This is a genomic window from Roseomonas mucosa ATCC BAA-692, from assembly GCF_000622225.1.
GTDB classification, from domain to species: domain Bacteria; phylum Pseudomonadota; class Alphaproteobacteria; order Acetobacterales; family Acetobacteraceae; genus Roseomonas; species Roseomonas mucosa.
Genome location: NZ_KK211415.1, coordinates 34,251 through 49,222, shown reverse-complemented (window position 1 = coordinate 49,222; position 14,972 = coordinate 34,251). Strand labels below are relative to the sequence as shown.

Below are 14,972 nucleotides of genomic sequence, written 5' to 3'. Positions count from 1 at the left end.
GGCAAAGGCCGGGCAAACTCCACGCCGATAAGGCCTACGACCACCGTCGCTGCCGCCGGGAGTGCCGCGCCCGTGGCATCACCCCGCGCATCGCACGCCGTGGCATCGAGAGCAGCGCCCGCCTCGGACGACACCGCTGGGTGGTGGAGCGTACCTTCGCCTGGCTCGCCCGCTACCGACGCCTGACCATCCGCTACGAGCGCCGCGCCGACATCCACCTCGCCTTCACCACACTCGCCTGCGCCCTCGTCTGCCTCGGCCAGATTAGGCGGTTCTGTTAGGCGCTCTTAGTCGATGAGACTGTCTCCAAAGGCGCGTTTGAAGTCGAGGCCCGGCGTACAGGAAGGACTGTCAGCGTCGCGGCAGACGAGACAATCGTGGCCGCACTGGCTCGCGATGGTATTAACGTCGACGTTTCCTGCGAACAAGGAGTCTGCGGTACTTGCCTGACAGTGGTGCTGGATGGAACGCCGGACCACCAGGACATGTATCTGACCGACGCCGAGAAAGCCCGGAACGACAGGATGTGCTTGTGCGTTTCACGTGCACGATCAGCACGGCTCGTGCTTGATCTCTGAAGGCCGCTACACTCTGTACCACGGATGTGAAAGGGGTGGATGAGCTTGCCTGATGTGATGAGCGGTTCGCTATCACCTTCCTCGTCGTTGCATCATTTTTTCGGAGTTTAGAGCCTGCGACAAACCCGGTGCGGTTGTTCATCCCGCTCCCGATCTCCACACCGGCTAGACGGTATGGAAGGCACTGGCTCCATTCCTCCAGACCTAGGGCAACCCGCGCACGCATGTTGCCCCAAGGCGCCAAGCTTTCATGATGGCACCACCAACTTGACGGTCAGCTGCCATCCTGTGTGGCCAGTGGCGACTGTTCAAAGGTCTCCGAAAGCGGCCTCCGGTGCAGTGGTTACCTTCGCCGCATGGACGGGGCTTGCGGCAATACGGCTGATGACGACGGCTGCAAGTAGCATCGGCAGCGCCATAACCGCGAAATAGGTGAGGGGGGACCATCCGCCCGCGATAAGCATGCCTGCCAGGAACGGGCCAACCGTTGCGCCTAGCCGTCCACACCCGAGCGCCAGTCCGGCCCCTGTTGCACGTACCGTAGGCGGATAAACCGTCGGTACCAGGGCATAAAGTCCGACGATCACGCCATTCATGAAGAAGCCGATCGCGAATGCTCCCGAGAGAAGCGCGATCGTCGACCTCGGCAGCATACCGAAGACCACGACGCTCACGAAGCACAGGGTCATGTAGGCAATGGTGAGCCGGCCAAGGCCGAACCGGTTCGTACACCAGCCAAGCAGGACCCCCCCGATCACCCCTGCAATATTCATCAGGACGGCGCCGGAAATGCCACCCTCCATGGACATGCCGAGGTCGACGAGGATCTTGGGCGTCCAGTTGAGAAGAAAGTAGAAGGTCATCATCGCCAGGAAGAAGCTGCTGCAGACAAGGAGGGTCGTGCGCCTCATGGCACCGGAAAGAATCGTCCCGAATTCGGTCCTATGGCGTTCGTGCACGGCCACCGGCGGCAGGCTGTCGAGCACAGGCAACTGCAACCGGGACAAGGCATTATTGATCTTACCCAGTGCATCGACCGGACGGCGTGCCAGCAAGAAATCGATGGACTCTGGAAGAGCCAGTGCAACCAGCACTGCGGTCGCGGCCGAAAGTATGCCGCCGGCCAGGAATACCGAATGCCACCCGAAATTGGAGATGAGGAAGACCGCGACAATCCCGCCGATGGTCGCTCCTGCGGCATAACCCATCGTCATCAGACCGATGCAGAGATCTCGACGCTTTTGAGAAGCATACTCTGCGATCAGCGTGTTGATGCTGGGGAGTACTCCGCCAATACCCAGCCCTGTCACAAATCGCAGGATGAGAAGTTGGGTTGTGCTCTGCACTGCCGCCGACAGCAGCATTCCGACCGTCATAAGGGCGAGGCAGATCAATATGCTCACCCGGCGCCCATACCGGTCCGCGAGTGGCGAGAGCAGAACGGAGCCGGTTGCCATGCCTGCCAGACCCGCGCTGAAGAGGATCCCGAGCTCGGTCGGCTGAAGCCCCCATTCCTTCGCAATGGCCGGGGCCGTGAAAGCCATGGCGAGAACGTCAAATCCGTCGAGAAGATTGATGAAGATGCAGATTCCCACCACCATCGTCTGGAACGGCGTCATATTGCGTTCCCGGACGTGCCGACCTATGTCGTCAGCATTCATGTTATCCTCCTGCTTTGTTAATTGGTATGCTGTAGATAACTTAGTGCCGGTTGGTCTCTACTCGTCGAATACTTCCTCAACGACACTGTCGCGCACCGTGACCACGGCGCTGACCTGCTGGACCAAGGCGGGATGTCCGGCGACAAACTGGCGATAGGAATCTGTCCCTCGCACCAGGGCGATGTCGGCCGTCTCCGTGGTTGATTCGCCGCCGTTGGATAAGATCTCGTCCGTCACCAAGCGAACGAAGGCCCGCCAGTCCTGTGCCGCATCGTCCAAGTCGAGTGGCTGTCCGTCCTGTCCGAGGACACCGACACAAACATCTCCACGGCGCCGGATCGTCTGCAGCGTCACGGCCAGGGCAAAGAGGTCGGTAGTCATCAGCCTCGTCATACGCTTTTATTCCCTTCCCCTAAGGTAGGAAGGATCTGGCTCGTATGGCGCACGGCTCGAAGAACGGACCGGTGCTGGACCTTGAGAACTATCTCCCGTTCTTCATCACAGGTCTCTCCAACTCCCTGGCCACAGGGGCGTCGCGTACCTACCGCGAGCATTTCGGCATCGGTGTTGCCGAATGGCGGCTGATGACCATGCTGGCTCAGGGCGATGGCCTGACACTTCAGATCGTCGCCGATGCCACGGGGGTCGACAAGTCGGCTATCAGCCGGGCAGAGAATGTCCTGTTCCAGGCTGGATACACGCGCTCGGAGCCTGACGAGACGGACCCGAGGCGCAAGTTGATCTGGCTGACGCCTGCGGGCCGGGCGCTTCATGACCGTGTCTTGAAAGTTGCGTTGGCGCGAGAAGCGCTGCTCATGAAGGGGGTAAACGCGGAGGAGCGTCGCCTGCTTCTGGACCTCCTGCGCCGCCTCATGACAAACGTTCCGGCTGTCAATGCCTATGAGCCGGAAGCTCCAGCGCCCCATAAGCGGCCCTGAGCGCCTCATAGATCGAGCACCAGCACTGGCGTCCGTGCCCGCGAGCAACAGGGCGTGAACTGGTCATTCGCCGAACGCTCGCTGTCGGTGAGCACCTGGTCCCGGTGGTCCGGCTCTCCATCCAGCACCCTGGTCAGGCATGTGCCACAGACACCCTGCTCGCAGGAGACATTCACTTCGATGCCGTGTTCTGCCAACACGCTCACGACCGAGCGTTCTGGTGGCACCAGGAACCTGGCGCCGGTACTGGCGACCTGCACCTCGAAAGCCGTATCCGCACCGGTTTGCGTGGCAGCAGGCGCCGCGAAGTACTCGCGGTGCAGGTGTTCCGGCGGCCAGCCCAAGCCTTTCGCGGTGTCCAGCACGGCGCTCATGAAGCCCGTCGGGCCGCACACGTAAAGCTGGGTATCGGGCGCATGTCCGGAAAGCAGCCCTGCAAGGTCCAGGCGCGGCTGATCCGGTTCGTCATCGCAGTAGACATGGGAGAAACCAGCCAGCGGTCCCCCATCGATGCTTCGCAGGAAGGCCATACGGTTGCGGGAGCGGCCAGCGTAGTGCAGTTCGAATGACTTCCCGGTCCGGGCCAGACGCTCCGCCATGCAGAGGATCGGTGTAATGCCAATGCCGCCTGCAAAGAGCATGCTGTGCCCATCCGAAGCAGAAAGAGGAAAGAGGTTGCGGGGCGCACCCACCTCCACCAAGTCTCCTTCCTCGAAGCGTTCCGTCAGGCCGCGGCTTCCTCCAGCAGAATCCGGCGTGCGGAGGACCGCGATGCGATAGAGGCGACGGTCGTCCGGCGAATTGCAAAGCGAGTACTGCCGTACGATCCCTTCCGCGACCTTCACATCGATATGGGATCCAGCGTCGAAGGACGGAAGAGCCTCACCATCACGCGACGCCAGATCGAAGGAGAATATGTCTTCGGCTTCGCGTTGCTTGCGCAGAATGCGAAGCGTAAGCCAGGGCTGGAGCATGGATGCTATTCCGCCGCAACCTGCGTACGTTCGGCTTCCATCAGCCGCGCGAGAATCCGGCGTGCATGGTTGCCACCCGCGTCGCTGACGATATCGACCTTCGGCCGCAGAGGGTCTTCACTGAGTCGGATCTGCTGCTGTTCAAGAACAGCCCGGTCCTCGACGAAGGTATCATAGGTCTGCCGGAAGACAGTCTCGGGAACGCCGTTCGCGACTGCATCGGTCGCAATGGACCAGAAGTAATGCGTCGTGCTTTCCGTCTCCGGCGTGATCCCGTGGAATCCCGACATCGAGAAGCCCTGGTCGCGACGACCTTCATAAGCGCCGGTGCCGGCATCGCACCCGCCGGTGTTGATGCGAATCAGGACCGGCTCAAACTCGATCTCCTGCCAGCGGTCGATCAGACCAGTGAACCCTTTCGCTGCCACATAGGTCGGTGGCGGCGCGGAGTTTGGCATCCGGCGTTCGACCCGGACCGTTCGCTCGGTACGCGTGGTGGTCATCTGCGCGCGGAAGTGGATCGCCGGATTTCCGCCGATCGTCTTGGGATGCACATAAGAGAGGTGCGACAGGTCGAGCAGGTTTTCGATCAGGAGCTGCCAGTTGCCTTGCAGGTGGAAGTAGGATGGCGTCCACGCCCACCTTGGATTGTCATGCACCTCATACGCCGGGATCTGGGCTTCGTCGGCCTGTTCCTGGTCGCCCATCCAGATCCAAAGCACATGATTTCGTGCCACCAGCTTATAGCTTCGCACACGCGCGGAGCTCGGGACCTTGTCCTGCGCGGGAACCTTGGTGCAGGCACCGTTCGTTGCGAATTCAAGCCCATGGTAGAAGCACCGGAGAGCCTCACCCTCGACGACGCCGCTGCTGAGCGGCATGGCGCGGTGACAGCAGCGATCCTCAAGAGCACCAATCTCGCCCGCCATGGTTCGGAACAGCACCACGGGCAAGTTCAGGAAGCGCCGGGCTACAACACTGCCCGGCTGAAGGTCCGCTTCCCAGCCAGCCACATACCAATTGTTCATCAGAAACATGCTGAACCTCCCCAGTCCGCCGCCTAATGAGCTCGGCTCCGTTGTCAATCCGGACCGTTGCAATCACATCGATGCATCCACATTAGTGATTCCTGGTCGCACTTCAAGCCGAATTTGTGCTCCCGTTACACACCTCCCCGGCACACCCTTCGATAGCAGGCCTGAGTTGGGGCCATGCGGCCACTGCCAAGTGCTTTGGCTTCAGGAGGCGGCGAGCAGGGCTGGCATATCGTGGCGCACGCTATGGTCCTCAGCGCGACTTTCTGTTGCGGCGCAACAAGACGCGGGCCTTCGCAGCAGCTGCCTTGCCGTCTCCGGTGCGCATCACCGGGGCAGGGCTGGCGCGCGTCTCTCGGGGCAGGGAGGACTATGGCTGTGCGACGAGGGGTTCCGGCGTGCCCTGCGGAAAGCCATCGAGCAGCACTGATGCCCGACGTTCCGCGGCCTCCGGCTCGGGCTGGATCCGGGAAAGTCCCAGGGCCGGCCCGGCATCAGCAAGCGGCGCTGGAGACGGCGTCCGCTCTTCGGGACACAGCATGCCCGATGCGGCCGCACCCGCAAGCGGCATTGACCCCCGCATGACCTCGCTTCGGATGCCGGGGCCGGAAGAAACCCTCCCACAACCAGGACGACCTCGCCCGTGCCAGGCCCGAAAAAGCGGAAGAACATGCTGGACCTGAGGGCACTACCAAGGCGCATCCCACCGCTGAAGCCGTCAAGGAGGTTTGGCGACCGGGACATAGGCTGGCCTGACCTCCGATCCAGCCAGGGGTGGAAGCAGGCCAGACGCCGAAGCCTATGGCTTTGGCCCGGTCATGTCCTCCGCGCGCACCCATTGGTCGAACTGCTCGTCCGTGACATGGCCGAGTTTCAAAGCCGCTGCGCGCAGGGTCGTGTTCTCGCGGTATGCAGTCATCGCGATCTTGGCCGCCTTCTCGTAGCCGATATGTGGGTTGAGTGCGGTGACAAGCATGAGTGAACTGTCCAGGTGCTCGCGGATGCGCTCCTCGTTCGGCTCGATGCCGCGGGCGCAGTGCTCGTCGAACGCGCGGCAGGCATCGGCGATCAGTTCGGCCGATTCCAGCACGTTGTGCACCATGACAGGCTTGTAGACGTTAAGCTGGAAGTTGCCCTGGCTGCCCGCGAACGCAACGGCTGCGTCATTGCCGTAGACCTGCACGGCGACCATTGTCATCGCCTCGCTTTGCGTCGGGTTGACCTTGCCCGGCATGATGGAGGAACCCGGCTCATTCTCCGGGATCCGCAGCTCGGCGAACCCTGCGCGGGGACCACAGGCATACCAGCGTACGTCGTTGGCGATCTTCATCAGAGCGCCGGCCAGCGTGCGCAGGGCCGCACTGGTGTTCACGAGGTCGTCGTGGGCCGACAGGGCGGCGAACTTGTTCGGTGCGGAGATGAAGGGGTGGCCCGTCTCGTTCGCGATGAACCGGGCTGCGGTCTCGCCGAAGCGAGGGTCGGCATTCAGCCCGGTGCCCACCGCGGTCCCGCCGATCGCCAGGCGGAGAAGGCCCTTCAGCGCATGCTCCAGCGTCGCAACGGCGTCGTCCAGCTGCGCCACCCAGCCGCCGATCACTTGGCCCAGCGTCACCGGGGTGGCGTCCTGCAGATGGGTGCGGCCCACCATGACGATCCCTTCGTATCGCCGCGCCTTGGCGTCCAGCGTGTCACGCAGTTGCTGCACAGCCGGAATCGTGGTGCCCGTCAGCACTTCCACCGCCGCGATGTGCATGGCCGTCGGGAAGGTGTCGTTCGAGGACTGGCTGTGATTCACATCGTCGTTCGGATGCACCGGCTTCTTCGATCCGACCTGCCCACCGGCGATCTGGATCGCGCGGTTCGCGATCACCTCGTTGGCGTTCATGTTGGTCTGGGTGCCGGAGCCTGTCTGAAACACGACCAGGGGGAACTCGGCGTCCCAGCGGCCGGCGATGACCTCATCCGCCGCGCGCACGATCAGATCGGCCTTGTCGCGCGGGATCTGGCCGAGTTCGGCATTGGCCTGGGCCGCGGCCTTCTTCAGGATACCCAGGGCGCGGATCACCGGGCGGCCGAAGCGGAAGCGGTCAACGCCGATGGGAAAGTTCACGCGCGACCGCTGCGTCTGGGCGCCCCAGAGGTGATCGGCCGGAACTTGAACCTCTCCCATGGAGTCCGTTTCGGTTCGGAAAGCTGGCTCCGTACTGTTCTCGTGTGTCATCTATCCTCCACTCCGGACGAGACTGGCTGAGACGGCCCGCTTCACGTTCACGGGAAAGTGCAAACGAATGTCATTATCATATAAAGGCCGATGCTTGGGAAGCTACGAGCCGATCATAATAACGGCTGACTCGATCTTTGCTCACGCCCGATGTCATGAAGCTTCCGATGCCCGCCAAGCCGGTTCCTGAAAGAGACTTGTCAATCTCCGAAGCCAGGACGGCCGTGCCTGCCATGTCCCCGGCCTCTGGCCTCGCGAAGCACCGGTCGTCCCGTCTGGCGGCCTCACCGTCCCGCTTAAGCGCCCGGCTCCGTCCGATCGTCCCGAAGATGACGGTCGATCCGGATCTCCAGCTTCTTCATGCGATGCCAGAAGCTGCGCTCGCTGATGCCCAGGCGCTCGGCCGCGCGTGCCTGCACGCCCCCTGATTGCCGCAGCGCCTCCAGCATCATCTCCCGTTCCAGCCGCGTCAGTTCGGCGTCGAGATCCCCCGGCAGCCGCGCCGCGGCCGCGGACGGTACACGGGTCTCGAAGAGATAGCGCGGCAGATCCGGCAGGTCGATGATCTCCGCTCGCGCCACGATCACCGCCCGTTCCACGCAGTTCTGCAACTCCCGCACATTGCCCGGCCAGTCATAGCTCTCCATGGCCGCCAGCGCCGCCGGGCTGAAGCCGGAAATGCGCTTGCCCATCGAGGCGGCGTGCTGCTGCAGGAAACGCTGCGCGAGCAGCGGCACGTCGCCGGTCCTCTGGTTCAGGGGCGGCACATTGATCGGGAAGACATTCAGACGGTAGAACAGGTCCTCGCGGAACCGGCCGTCTTCCACCGCACGCCGCAGGTCGCGATGCGTCGCGGCGACGATGCGCACATCCACCTTGATGGTCCGCGTACTGCCGACCGGCTCGAAGCACTGCTCCTGGATAGCACGCAGCAGCTTCGCCTGGATGGCGAGGGGCATGTCGCCAATCTCGTCCAGAAACAGCGTGCCCTGATGCGCCATGGTGAAGCGGCCGTCGCGACTGGCAATGGCGCCGGTGAAGGCGCCCTTCACATGGCCGAACAACTCGCTTTCCAGCAACGCCTCGGGGATTGCGGCACAGTTCACCGCGACGAAGCCCCGCTTGCGCCGGTCGCTGTTGTAGTGGACGGCACGGGCGAAGAGCTCCTTGCCCGTGCCGCTTGGCCCTTGCAGCAGCACCGTGGCGCGGCTTTCGCAGACCTCGGCGACCTGCTGCAGCGCCTGCTGGAAAACCGGGCTCCGGCCGACCATGTTGGAGAAGTCGTGGCGCCCTTCCAGCTCCTGCCTCAGGCGCTGGTTTTCGCTTTCCACCTGCTGCACATGCAGGGCGCGCTGGATGGTGGTCACCACCTCGTCGAGGTCGAAGGGCTTGGCGACATAGTCGAAGGCGCCTTCCTTCACCAGCTCCACCGCGTCGCGCACACTGGCATAGGCTGTCATGATCACGACCGGCAGGCCGGGGTGCTCGGCCCGCAGCCGCCGCAGCAGCTCCTGCCCTGAAAGCCCCGGCATCCGCAGATCCGTCAGCACGAGATCCACGCGCTGCGTGGCCACATGCCCGAGGGCCGCATCGGCGGAGCAGGCGAAAGCAGCCTCGAAGCCGCGCCCTTCGAGGCCGACGGCCAGCACCTCCGCCAGCCTCGCCTCGTCGTCAACGATCAGGATGGAGGAGGCCATCACCTTTCTCCTCGGCGAGGGGGAAATGGAAGACGAAGCGGGCCCCGCCGCCGATCCGGTTATCGGCCTCGATGCGGCCGCCATGCCTCTCCACCACGGCGCGCACGCGGGCGAGGCCCAGGCCGGTGCCATGCAGCTTGCTGGTCACGAAGGGATCAAAGAGCCGGTCCACGATCTCCGGGGCGATGCCCTTGCCCGTGTCCTCCACGCTCGCCAGCACGACTGCCGCCTCCCGCGACACCCGGATGGTGATCTCTCCCCCGTCCGGCATCGCCTCCATGGCATTGATCAGCACGTTCAGGAACGCCTGATGCAGCAGTTCGGCATCGCCGGCGATCCTGACCGGAAGGGAGGGCTTCAGGATCGCGCAGGTGATGCCCCGGCGGCTCAGCTCCGCCTCGGCGAAATCGGCCACGCCAGCGATCACGTCGTCCGCCAGGTCCAGTACCTGCAGGCGAAGGGCACGCGGGCGCGCATAGTCGATCAGGTCCTGCACGAGATGATCGATGCGCTTCACCTCGTCCAGCACGAAGTCCAGCAGCCGCTCGGTCCCGGGCGAAAGCCCGTCGCGGCCCCGGATGACCTGGCTGGAGGTCTTGATGATGCCCAGCGGGTTGCGGATCTCGTGCGCGATGGTGGTGGCGGCCTCGCCAAGCGTGGCGAGCGTCTCCCGCCGCCGCATTTCCGCCTCCATGCTGCGCAGCCGCTCCAGCTGCTCCGTCATGGCGTTGAAGCCGCCCGTCAGTTCCGCCAGCTCGCCGTCTCCGCTTTCCCGGACACGGGTCGCATAGTTGCCGCTCGCCACCTGCCGCAGGCCGGCGGTGAGGTCCCTGACCGGCCGGGAGATCCGCGCGGACACGACGAGCGCCACCACGAAGGAGAGCAGCCCGGAGCAGAGCGACAGGGCGACGAAGAGCTGGAGCAGGCCCAGATTCGACAGGACCGGCGTATTGCTGGCGAGGCGCGCGGCGATGATCCCCACGAGCGCGCCCTGGCGGTCGCGCAGCGCGGCAAAGCCGCTGGCCAGCCTGTCGTCTGGCAGGGCCATGGCGGAAACGCTCTGCTCGCCGGCCTCCAGGCGGGCGAGGGCCTCGAGTGGTACGGAGAAGCCGGGGAGGCCCTCCCGCTTCGAGAAGCTGAGCGCCGGCGTGCCCCGGGCGCCGAAATAGCTGACCTGCAGCGAGGAGATCGTCTGCGCGGCCGCGATGAGCCGGTCGTTCACCTTGTCCGCCACGAAGGCGATATAGGGGCGCCCGTCGAAGAGGAAGCGGTGGGAGGAGCCGAGCAGCAGCACCGGCGTGCCCCCCGCCATGGTCATGTAGAACCCGGCCCCGTCCTGCCGGGGAAGCCAGGCGGTGTCGCCGGACAGCCCCTGGCTCAGCACCACATGGCCGTCCGGGTCGTACAGGGCGACCAGGTCGTAGCCCGTGGAAACCAGGAGATCCGCGGAAAATCCGGCGAGGTCGCCCTCCAGCGTCTGCGCATGGGTCAGGCTGTTGGCGAAGATGGCGGTGGCCAGCCGCGCCTCCTCTTCTGCCTCCAGCAACTGCCTCACGATGAGCCGCGCGGTGTCGTTCAGCCAGCGCTCGCGGCTGCGCTCGAAACGCGAGGAGATCATTTCCGCCGCGACATAGCTCGCCAGCAGCACGGGGATGACGCTTACCAGCATGAAGGCGAAGGTCAGTTGCCAGCGCAGCCTGACCTTCGGGAAGACCGCGCCCCGAAGCCGGTCCCAGGGGCGCGGCCGGAGGCCCTGCCCGTGGTTCCCCGGCTTCCAGGCAGGCGGCATCGCGTCGGCGGGTTTCCGCACCGTCCCGGCATCACCCCCGGACAGCGGAACGCGCGCCCTGATCGCGTAGATCAGGGTCCCAGCGGTCGAAGGCCAGATAGGGTGCGGCGAGGCGGAGCGCACGGTTCAGTACGGGATTACGGTGTCGGGCGAAGATGGCGGAGGGCTCCAGACGGCTTCCGAAACGCAACTTGGAGGCATAGGCGGTCTGGCCGGATTGCAGCAGATGGCGTCCCGTTTCCAGGGCGAAGCGGACATTCTCCGCCCAGCTCACGGCATAGAGATTATGCTGCCGTGCCAGGGGGTAGGCCATGCCCAGGAATTTGTCGATGACGCGGTCCCTTTCCAGCAGCAGCAGGTTGAAAGCCGCCAGCTCCCCGCCCACCCAGTAGAGCACGAAGCGTGCCCGGCCCGGCAGGGCCTCGGCCACGGCGCGGAAATAGTCCCGGGGGAGTTCCTCGAAGGGCCCGTAATGCACGCCGCTCTGCCGCCGGGTGGATTCGTAGAGTGCCTCGATCGCTGCGGCGAGTTCCCCTGGATGCTCCCTGTGCTCGATGCGCACGGCCCCGGCGCTGCGCAGCTTCCGCCGCAGGTCCTTGCGCGTGCCAGCGGACAGGGAGGCGAGATAGGCCTCCATCCCGCCCGCTCCTGTGCCCAGATCCAGCACGGCGACCGGCAGGCTGGCGATGCGCTGGAACCCGGCGGGCTCCAGCACCGGCGCCAGCCGCGCGGCATCCCCGGCATCCAGGTCCTTGAAGGCCAGGAGCGGTGCGCGCGCCGCGCGGGCCTCCCCCTCCAGCGCCCCGAGCAGGGCCCGCAGCGCCGCGGCCTGCCCTTCCGCCGTCAGCCCGGGTCGCAGGGCGAGGTGGCAGCGCTCGGTGAAGGGGGAGCCGGCCGCGAGCAGCCTGAGCTGCGCCACGGGGCGGAGCAGCCGGGCCAGGCCGCGCCCCAGCCGCCCGGAGCCTTCCTGCAATGGGGTATCGAGGCGGTAGGACATGCGGAACAGCGGTACGGCCGCCACCAGCCCCTGTCCGTCATGGACAGCCGCCGCGCCGATCCGCAACTCCGGCGACGCCCCGGCCTCGCAGGCGGCATGGTAGGCCCAGCTCTCCGCCTCGCCGGGCAGGCAGGACTCCCAGGCCTCGCGCGGCAGGGCATGGATGCCGGGCAGGATTCTGGCCCGCAGACCGGCGCCCGGGTCATGGCCGAACCCCTCGGAACCGGGCAGCAGGCCCCCCTCAGACAGCATCGCACAGATGGGCCGCATCATTGTCCGAGACCACCTCCGGCTTCGCGGCAAGCGGGGCGAGTTCCCACCCACCGGCCTGACGGACGAAATCGGCCACGCGCCGGTTCACGATCTGGCGCTGCCGGTCCACCGTGATGATGTGGTAGCTGTCCTCCAGTACCAGCGTCTCCACCCGGCCGCCGAGATGGCGCTGGAAGTGGAAGGCGTTGCGAAGGCTCGCCACGTCGTCCTCGCGCGCATGGATCAGCAGCGTGTCCTGGCGGATCTCCGGCAGGGTGCCGCGCATGTCCGCGACCAGCCGCCACATCTCCCGGATCGCCAGGGCCGGCGTCGCCTCCAGTCCGGCATCGAGGTTGCCCGGCGTGTTCAGGGACTTCTGGACCCAGCGACGGATGCGGGGGTCCTTGATGCCGAAGGGCTCCTGCTCCCGGAAGCGATAGCGGCGGCCGAAGGGCAGATGCACCAGCCCGCGCAGGAGGAAGCTGAAGCGCGGCATCGCCCAGCCGTCGTAGCGGAGGGTCGGGGCCAGCAGGACCAGCCCCTGGACCCGTTCCGGCTCCTCGCGTGCCAGCCGGGCAGCCAGCACGGCCCCCATGGACAGGCCGCCGACAATCACCGTGTCGCAGCTTTCGCGCAACCGGGTCAGCGCGGCCTCGACGCTGTCGTACCAGTCGCGCCAGCCGGTCCTGGCCAGTTGCTCCTCCGTACCGCAATGGCCGGCAAGCTGGCAGCAGAGCACATGGGCACCGGTCCCGTAGAGGCTCCGGCCGAGATGGGCCATCTCGGCCGGGGTTCCGCCCAGCCCATGGATCAGCAGCACGCCGGTCCTGGTCCGGCCCCGGAGGAAGCAACTGCGGTCGACGATCATGCGGAAGGGCCTTGGGCGGCAAGGAGCCGTTCGGAAGGAAGGGGGAGGGGAGGGGCCGTTCCCGGCAGGGCGCCGAAGCCCTCCAGGATACGGCGGTTGCTGCGGTCGTTGACGGCAAGCGCGGCCGCGGAAGGCTCCGGCACGGTGGCCCGGTCGGTGGCGGACAGCAGCCAGCGGAACGGGTCGCGGAAGCGCGGCGGCGAGTAGTCGCCGCAGACATCCATCCCCAGGATGCCGCGCCGGCGGCCGAGCCGCTGCACCGCGCCCAGGATCGCCGACAGCGCCATGCCGCCCTGTTCCCAGTTGGTCAGCGCCTCGTTGGGGCCGAGCACGTCCTTGTCCAGTGAAAACCAGAGCGGGCGGCCGGGCAGCCGCGCATCCAGCGCTTCCAGGAAGCCGTCCCAGGAGGCATCGGCCAGGGAATCCCAGGCGATGCGGCCACCGCCAGCGCGGCAGCCCGGCGCCTCGAAGGGGCGTCCCCAGTAGCGGCTTTCCGTGCCGCGCCAGGCATGCACCTCCAGCCGCCCTTCGCGCAGGGCGCGGAGATTGGCACCCTTCCATTGCGGCCGGACCAGGTCCTCCCCGGCCGGACCGATGGTCACCACCTGTGCCACCTGCGGCAGTTCCAGCGCCCGGTTGATCCAGGCGCCGCAGTTCACCGTGGCCGGGAAGCGCACCCAGTCCGGGTGGTTGTCGAAATGCAGCAGCGTCACCTTCTCGCGCAGCCGGGCGAGGAAGAGCGTGGCGAGGTGATGGAAGTCGCCGGAGCCGTAGAAGGCGATGGTGCCGGGGACGTTCTCCGCCCCCGCCGCCTCGCGCAGCCTTTCCCGCAGCCGGGCCAGCGGCCGGCGGGCGGCGACGATGCGCAGCCGGGGTGCCAGGTCACGCGCCCCGATGTGGATCGCGCGCCCGTCGCGCAGCAGCCCGGCGAGGCCGGGCTGGCTCGTCAGGGAGGCATCCAGATCCAGCACAAGCACGGGCGGGCGTGCCGCCTCTGTCCCGGAACAGGCGCGGCCAGGCCCGATCGACAGGGTCTCAGGCAAGGCTGCGCTCCCGCCAGCCGTGCGGGCCCTTCACGGGGACAGCCAGCGGGGCATTCGGAGCACGGTGCGGGCGGCTCTCCAGCCAGGCCAGGAAGCGCGGAAGCAGCTCGGCGAAGTCGCGGAAGGGCTGGTGCGCAATGCCCTCGGCCTCGCAATGGGCGATCAGGCGGCTCTTGGCAAAGACGAACCCGGCCTCGCCCGCGGCGCAAAAATCGGAACGCCCATCGCCGATGAGCAGTCCCGGCAGGCCGGCCGGGCCGGTAAGGCGGGCGCATTTGCAATGGCCGGATGCAGCCCGGCATTCGGCGCGGGCATGGGGAAAGCGCAACGCCCAGTGTTCCGCGCCCACCCGCTCCAGCCGGTTGGCCAGCACCGGCAGCTCGCCCAGCCCGGCCTGGCGCAGCACGCCAGACACCACGCGGTCCAGCCCGTCGGAGAGGACCATCACCGGCAGGCCCCGCGCCCGGCAGAAGGCCATGAAAGCCGGCACGCCGGGATCGATCCGCACCGAGGCGATGAAGCCGTCCAAAGCTTCCGGCGTCAGGCGCAGCAGCTCCACCTGCCGGCGCAGGCATTCGCGCGAGCCGATCGCGCCGCGCAGCCATTCGGCCTCGACATCCAGCCAGGCCGGGTCGGCGAAGCGTTCCAGCAGGAGGTCGGTCGTATCCTGGAGGGAGATCGTGCCGTCGAAGTCGATATAGACCTGGAACTCTGCGGACACCGTGCTGGCCTCATCAAGGGCGGGTGGTGTCGCTAGCGCAAGGCGCGTGCCATCGGGTGCCTGAAGGGGAAAACAGCCTCCAGCCTGGGGAAACCGACGACAGAGGCCCCCGGACGAGCGGTTCCGGAGCTACAAATCTTGTAGCCATCCCCGGAATGCGGGGCCCGGCATCTGGTCAGCCGAGCCTGCCTGCCAAGCC

The 14,972-nt window shown here is 66.1% G+C and carries 13 protein-coding genes and 1 pseudogene; 3 read left to right on the top strand and 11 right to left on the bottom strand.

What is annotated here, in order from left to right:
• Positions 1-281, top strand: a 281-nt coding sequence (locus BT98_RS0122635) for a transposase (RefSeq protein WP_027297343.1), incomplete at its 5' end; no start/stop codon positions are given.
• A 63-nt stretch (positions 282-344) separates the two neighbouring features.
• Positions 345-578: pseudogene (locus BT98_RS27050) on the top strand (2Fe-2S iron-sulfur cluster-binding protein); the annotation flags it as partial.
• Positions 579-886: 308 nt separating this feature from the next.
• Here BT98_RS27050 and BT98_RS25800 read toward each other — a convergent pair.
• Positions 887-2,239 (bottom strand): MFS transporter, encoded by a 1,353-nt coding sequence (locus BT98_RS25800; RefSeq protein ID WP_115359366.1) that lies wholly within the window; start codon positions 2,237-2,239, stop codon positions 887-889.
• A gap of 57 nt (positions 2,240-2,296) precedes the next feature.
• On the bottom strand, positions 2,297-2,620 hold the full coding sequence (locus BT98_RS0122625) for a hypothetical protein (protein WP_139341732.1): 324 nt from the start codon (positions 2,618-2,620) through the stop codon (positions 2,297-2,299).
• Between the two features lie 56 nt (positions 2,621-2,676).
• Here BT98_RS0122625 and BT98_RS0122620 point away from each other — a divergent pair, with 56 nt between their 5' ends.
• Positions 2,677-3,177 carry a MarR family winged helix-turn-helix transcriptional regulator gene (locus BT98_RS0122620; RefSeq protein ID WP_019462082.1) on the top strand — a complete coding sequence of 167 codons (501 nt, stop codon included), beginning with the start codon at positions 2,677-2,679 and terminating at the stop codon, positions 3,175-3,177.
• Positions 3,178-3,182: 5 nt separating this feature from the next.
• Here BT98_RS0122620 and BT98_RS0122615 read toward each other — a convergent pair whose 3' ends face one another.
• From BT98_RS0122615 to BT98_RS25790, 9 genes are all read right to left on the bottom strand, one after another.
• Entirely contained in the window at positions 3,183-4,151 is a 969-nt protein-coding gene (locus BT98_RS0122615) for a PDR/VanB family oxidoreductase (RefSeq protein ID WP_019462083.1), read from the bottom strand.
• Positions 4,152-4,156: 5 nt separating this feature from the next.
• Positions 4,157-5,188: an aromatic ring-hydroxylating dioxygenase subunit alpha gene (locus BT98_RS0122610; RefSeq protein ID WP_051004931.1), complete on the bottom strand. Its 1,032-nt coding sequence runs from the start codon at positions 5,186-5,188 to the stop codon at positions 4,157-4,159.
• A 796-nt stretch (positions 5,189-5,984) separates the two neighbouring features.
• On the bottom strand, positions 5,985-7,406 hold the full coding sequence (gene fumC, locus BT98_RS0122605) for a class II fumarate hydratase (protein ID WP_026033375.1): 1,422 nt from the start codon (positions 7,404-7,406) through the stop codon (positions 5,985-5,987).
• Between the two features lie 296 nt (positions 7,407-7,702).
• Entirely contained in the window at positions 7,703-9,103 is a 1,401-nt protein-coding gene (locus tag BT98_RS0122600) for a sigma-54-dependent transcriptional regulator (protein WP_019462086.1), read from the bottom strand.
• On the bottom strand, positions 9,078-10,892 hold the full coding sequence (locus tag BT98_RS26385; RefSeq protein WP_019462087.1) for a sensor histidine kinase: 1,815 nt from the start codon (positions 10,890-10,892) through the stop codon (positions 9,078-9,080). The genes BT98_RS0122600 and BT98_RS26385 overlap by 26 nt, the downstream gene beginning before the upstream one ends.
• Before the next feature lie 31 nt (positions 10,893-10,923).
• Positions 10,924-12,141 (bottom strand): GNAT family N-acetyltransferase, encoded by a 1,218-nt coding sequence (locus tag BT98_RS0122590; RefSeq protein WP_019462088.1) that lies wholly within the window; start codon positions 12,139-12,141, stop codon positions 10,924-10,926.
• Positions 12,131-13,009, bottom strand: coding sequence for an alpha/beta hydrolase (locus tag BT98_RS0122585; RefSeq protein ID WP_019462089.1), 879 nt, complete (start codon positions 13,007-13,009; stop codon positions 12,131-12,133). The genes BT98_RS0122590 and BT98_RS0122585 overlap by 11 nt, the downstream gene beginning before the upstream one ends.
• Positions 13,006-14,052, bottom strand: a complete 1,047-nt coding sequence (locus tag BT98_RS0122580; protein ID WP_174978050.1) for an arginase family protein — start codon at positions 14,050-14,052, stop codon at positions 13,006-13,008. The genes BT98_RS0122585 and BT98_RS0122580 overlap by 4 nt, the downstream gene beginning before the upstream one ends.
• On the bottom strand, positions 14,045-14,773 hold the full coding sequence (locus BT98_RS25790; protein ID WP_019462091.1) for an HAD-IB family phosphatase: 729 nt from the start codon (positions 14,771-14,773) through the stop codon (positions 14,045-14,047). Before BT98_RS25790 ends, BT98_RS0122580 begins: the two co-directional genes overlap by 8 nt.
• Positions 14,774-14,972 lie beyond the last annotated feature (199 nt).